Below are 5783 nucleotides of genomic sequence, written 5' to 3' on the forward strand. Positions count from 1 at the left end.
AAAGAATCCTACCAAAACCTTTATGCAACTCTGGACTGAATGTATTAATATATTCACCAAATGGACAAATATTCAAGTGTCTCATAATCAAATATTTACAAAAACCTTCGGGTAGAGTATTAATTTTATTAACAACATTCACCCAATATCGGAATCTTGTAAAAAGGAAATAGGAAAAATAACGACTAAAAAAGTGGTTCAAAAAGGTGATATTATTCTTAGAAATGGAGAAGTTTGTGAGCATTTCTATTTAATTGAATCTGGATTTGGACGTGTTTTCTACTACAAAGATGGTAAAGATGTAACAGCATGGTTTGCTAATGAAACTATGATAGTAAGTGCCATTGATAGTTTGTTTACAGGGCTAACTACAGATTATAATATTGAATTTTTAGAAGATTCTATTATTTGGACATTACATTATGCAAGCCTTGAGCCCATTTTTAATTTGTATCCAGAAATTGAACGAATTGGAAGGATTTTAATAACTCACAACTATTTACTATTAGATGAACGAATGAAATTATTTGCCTTTTGCAATGCAGAAGAAAGATATGATAGATTGATTCAACAAATGCCAGATGTTTTTAAAAGAGCTAAATTAGGAAATATAGCTTCTTACTTAGGCATTAGTCAAGAACATTTATCAAGAATTAGAGCAAAGACAAAATGACTTTTTGATATTTATCAAAGGATTTCATTTTCTAAAAGTAGAATTTTGAGGATAAATAATACTTTCTGTTCTTTAACAAAAAACAGAAAAGCTTATTTATCCTTTTTCACTTTTTAAAATCTAATCTTTATTAACTATGAGTAATTTACACTTTACTAAACGTCAGCTTTTTATTCTATGTTTCTGTATCTTAAACATTTTTGTTCTTTCTTGTAAAAATGTAGATATAGACCCCAAACAACAAAATAATGAAAGTAGGATTGCTAACACAAAACAGTGGTTTGAAAAAAAAGTATTGAATGTAGCCGCAGCAAGAAAAAATGGAGGATTTGCCTTAGATGATGTAGAAATTGATTGGAATAATGTCAAAATCAATGAAGCAAAATCTGGAAAAGATTACTTCATGATTCCATTAAAACATCAGCAATTTATAGATGTCAGCAGTGGACATGAAGTAAAAACACCGCCAATGAAACTTATCATCAGAGAAGATGAAAAAGGTGAAAAAGTAGCTTATATTTTACAAGTTATTCCAGATGATGATTCAGATGAAGCAAAGAAAAAACCTTTTTCAGGAACAGTAAGAATGACTACTTGGAAAGGAACTTTGGTTAAAGGATGGAAAATCAAAAATGGTAAAGTAATAAATAGATTTACTTCCAAAAATACTTTGAACATTATTAAAAATGGAAGAACTGCTTATGGGGAAATACCAGACTGTGTAGAAGATACTTATACAGATTATGTTTTTGAGTGTTTCTTTTCTGCAGTTGTTACTTGCCCTATACCACGCCCTCCTTTTCAAGAAATAAAAGTATATGGCTCTTATTTCTATAGTTATGATAAAAATGGATGTACATCTCCTCCAAGTATGTATTTTGGCGGTTGTAGTAGCCCAGAATGGGATTTAGTTGAAGAAAATGATTATAGTTTATCTTACATTGTAACTACCTGTGATGGTATTAATATAGATGAATGGGCTGGGTACGGAAGTTTTGAAGAATATGCATGTGAAATGTATGGAACCTATTGTGATGAACCATCTTATGAACCATCTTGTGGATATGGATTTATTAAAGATGCCTATGGTAATTGTGTTTACTGCCCAAATGGAGGTAGATGTGGAGATAATACGGGGACTACTAATGAAACATCAATATCTCAATTATATATTCCTGGACAAGACCATGAAGCAATAAACATTCAAAAGTATATAAACTGTTTTGGGGTAATTGATAATTCATCTACCTATAAGTTAACTATTTATGTAGATGAGCCAGTGGCTGGTTCTGGGAAAACTGTGTCAGAGATTTTTAATGTTGGTCATACATATATTGGTTTAGAGAAAATAACTTCAGGAAATGTGGTAAGGCAAGTTGTTGGCTTCTATCCTAATAATATTACAACAAATTATGTACAATCACACCTTGCAGATAATGGAGGCGATCACTTTACAGTTTCTGCTTCATATACTCTTTCTCCAAGTCAGTTTTCACAAGCAATTAATGGGGCTATTTATCAAGGTTCACAACTGTATAATATCTCTGAGTATAACTGTACGAACGCAGCTACTTATATCTGTTCTGCAGCAGGTATTACTATACCTCAAAATGAGACATCTTTCCCTTTTGCTTTAGGAGATGGACAAGCTCCCGGACAATTAGGCTATGATTTAAGATTGCAAACGGGTAATCATATAAATAAGAATGGAGGAAATGCCCCTTTAAGTTCTGGTCCATGTAATTAATATTAAATGAAACTATGATACATATTATAATTGCAATTCTTGTTGTACTCATCTGCTGGACTTTCTCATATTATAATTGGAAAAGCATCCAAAAGAGTAATCACTTCTGGATTTCATTTAGCTTCTATGTAGTTTTTGCTATTTGTTTTTTTTACACTATGTGGGGCATGTATTTTTATTTACAAAATGAAAACGGAAAATCTTTCACTGTAGGTGTTTTTGCTTTAGAACTTGCTTTATTAGAGCGGTCTATTGGCTTTGCTTTATTTAGTTGGCTACTTAAAAAAATAGCGTCAAGATTAAAGAGTTAGTTGCTTTTAAGATGTAAGTCTGAGAAAAAGACTAGTTAGTGTATTCGCTAAGAGTATTTATCAAGAATTAGAGCAAAGACAAAATGACTTTTTGATATTTATCAAAGGATTTCATTTTCTAAAAGTAGAATTTTAAGGATAAATAATACTTTCTGTTCTTTAACAAAAAACAGAAAAGCTTATTTATCCTTTTTCACTTTTTAAAATCTAATCTTTATTAACTATGAGTAATTTACACTTTACTAAACGTCAGCTTTTTATTCTATGTTTCTGTATCTTAAACATTTTTGTTCTTTCTTGTAAAAATGTAGATATAGACCCCAAACAACAAAATAATGAAAGTAGGATTGCCAACACAAAACAGTGGTTTGAAAAAAAAGTATTGAATGTAGCCGCAGCAAGAAAAAATGGAGGATTTGCCTTAGATGATGTAGAAATTGATTGGAATAATGTCAAAATCAATGAAGCAAAATCTGGAAAAGATTACTTCATGATTCCATTAAAACATCAGCAATTTATAGATGTCAGCAGTGGACATGAAGTAAAAACACCGCCAATGAAACTTATCATCAGAGAAGATGAAAAAGGTGAAAAAGTAGCTTATATTTTACAAGTTATTCCAGATGATGATTCAGATGAAGCAAAGAAAAAACCTTTTTCAGGAACAATAAGAATGACTACTTGGAAAGGAACTTTGGTTAAAGGATGGAAAATCAAAAATGGTAAAGTAATAAATAGATTTACTTCCAAAAATACTTTGAACATTATTAAAAATGGAAGAATTGCTTATGGGGAAATACCAGACTGTGTAGAAGATACTTATACAGATTATGTTTTTGAGTGTTTCTTTTCTGCAGTTGTTACTTGCCCTATACCACGCCCTCCTTTTCAAGAAATAAAAGTATATGGCTCTTATTTCTATAGTTATGATAAAAATGGATGTACATCTCCTCCAAGTATGTATTTTGGCGGTTGTAGTAGCCCAGAATGGGATTTAGTTGAAGAAAATGATTATAGTTTATCTTACATTGTAACTACCTGTGATGGTATTAATATAGATGAATGGGCTGGGTACGGAAGTTTTGAAGAATATGCATGTGAAATGTATGGAACCTATTGTAATGAACCATCTTATGAACCATCTTGTGGATATGGATTTATTAAAGATGCCTATGGTAATTGTGTTTACTGCCCAAATGGAGGTAGATGTGGAGATAATACGGGGACTACTGATGAGAATGAATTAACAAATAAAATAGAAGATAATTTTACTGACCCTTGTTTCTCTAATACTCTACAAGATTTAAGAAATAATAATTGGAAAACAACTGCAACAGAAATTTTAGCCAATTTTGATGCTTCATCATCACTCAACTTAATTTTTGAAAATCTTAATCTAGGTGATGCTGCATTAGATGGTGATCATCATAGACTTAATGCCAATAATTACAATGTAACCTTGAATAATGAAGCCCTTAAAGGTGCTTCGAAGGAGTATATTGCTGTTACAATGATGCACGAAATTATTCATGCACAGCTTAGTGCACAGGGGAAGATGGGTAATTTATTAAATCATATTGAAATGGCAAATTCATATATTAATCCAATGGCTAGAGCATTGATGTTTATATATTTATTAAACGAAACAGATGCAAAAGCATTAGCATGGGGAGGATTACACGAAACAACTGCTTGGAATCAATTAACTGAATCTGAAAGAACTAATATAACTCTAATAAACAGTAAATATAAAAACTTAAATGGAACACGTCAAAATTCACCTGGGACACATTGCAACTAGATATATTACTATTTTATCTGTAATTATTTTAATTTTATCTTTTACTCAATTAGTTGCACAGAGCAATTATATTATACCAGAACTTATTGATGGAAAACCTATCAGCAAAGTTCTCAAGTTAAAATGTCTTCAAAGAAATTATCCTACAGGAATGGCTATTTATAAATTTAGGGTTTCTAGTGAAGGTAAAGTAGATTCTGTCATCTGTACAGGCAATGTAGGTAAAACAGCAGATAGCCTTCAAATAGTTGAAATTAAAAGGTTGATTTTCAAGCCATTTTCTGAACAAGATATAAATGTAATAAGGTGGTTTCAACTTAAAGTGTATTCAACTTATATTACAAATCGTACCTCTAAATATTTAGAAGGGTTAGAAAACACAATCGACTTATTATGCACACAAGAGACGAAAGACTATTTCCCAAACAAAAATTATCTTATCAAAGACAGCCTAATTCTTTTGCCTCCACTTAGATTATGGGCTGGACAATAAATTAAAGCTGTAAATATTTCTGCTGATGCCGACACTCGTCCATATGGAAGTGGTACAAATTTTACTGTTGAAATAACTATAAGTAATCGCCATGAAAACTATAGTAAAGAATACACAGCTTCTACTGTAATTCATGAAGCATTACACGCTTACATGAATAGTTTTGGGAAACCGTTAGTAGGTAATAATAATTTACAACATAATGAAATGAAAAAAAATATATTGATTTAATGGCTGACTATCTTAAATCCAATTATGAGATTTCTAACCATGATGCTGTTGTTCTTTCTATGGGAGGATTATAAGGGTATGACTGGTTTAATGATTTGTTAAATCAATATGGGATTTCAAGTAGTAACTATTTTGAAACAAAGGATAATTATAAAAACAAGACTTTCGGACACTATTGTAATTAAGTGATTAAAACAGCATCTAAAATAAAACTAATTATGAATAAATATCTTCTTTATATGCTCTTTTCTGCAATAGTGCATACACAATTGTATTCACAAAAAATAATTATATCCCCCGAAAAGCTAAATGAAAAAGCACAAAGAGCTCATCCAAATTCTTTAGAAAAACAAAAAGTTTTTAGCCTTAATTATTTAATAGGAATAGAATATTTTAGAATTGATAGTAAACTGAGGTGGTTCAAAAAAACGGCACACTTTTTTGCATAAAAAATGCGGAAAATGGAATTAAAGAAACCCAAGAAATCACACGCACATTACGAGCCTGATTTTAAAGAGGAAATACTG

5 protein-coding genes are annotated in these 5783 nt (G+C 30.8%); all 5 read left to right on the plus strand.

Annotated features, from left to right (window positions below; all coding sequences use genetic code 11):
* Positions 1-193 precede the first annotated feature (193 nt).
* Complete coding sequence (locus VB776_RS24345) at positions 194-673, plus strand: Crp/Fnr family transcriptional regulator (protein ID WP_323699450.1); 480 nt, start codon at positions 194-196, stop codon at positions 671-673.
* A gap of 136 nt (positions 674-809) precedes the next feature.
* Complete coding sequence (locus tag VB776_RS24350; protein WP_323699451.1) at positions 810-2420, plus strand: hypothetical protein; 1611 nt, start codon at positions 810-812, stop codon at positions 2418-2420.
* 534 nt (positions 2421-2954) lie between these two features.
* On the plus strand, positions 2955-4532 hold the full coding sequence (locus VB776_RS24355) for a hypothetical protein (RefSeq protein WP_323699452.1): 1578 nt from the start codon (positions 2955-2957) through the stop codon (positions 4530-4532).
* Positions 4492-5025 carry a hypothetical protein gene (locus VB776_RS24360; RefSeq protein ID WP_323699453.1) on the plus strand — a complete coding sequence of 178 codons (534 nt, stop codon included), beginning with the start codon at positions 4492-4494 and terminating at the stop codon, positions 5023-5025. The genes VB776_RS24355 and VB776_RS24360 overlap by 41 nt, the downstream gene beginning before the upstream one ends.
* 449 nt (positions 5026-5474) lie before the next feature.
* A complete protein-coding gene (locus tag VB776_RS24365) occupies positions 5475-5705 on the plus strand; it encodes a hypothetical protein (protein ID WP_323699454.1) in 231 nt (76 codons plus the stop codon).
* Positions 5706-5783 lie beyond the last annotated feature (78 nt).

This window comes from Arcicella gelida, assembly GCF_034931025.1.
Classification (GTDB): domain Bacteria; phylum Bacteroidota; class Bacteroidia; order Cytophagales; family Spirosomataceae; genus Arcicella; species Arcicella gelida.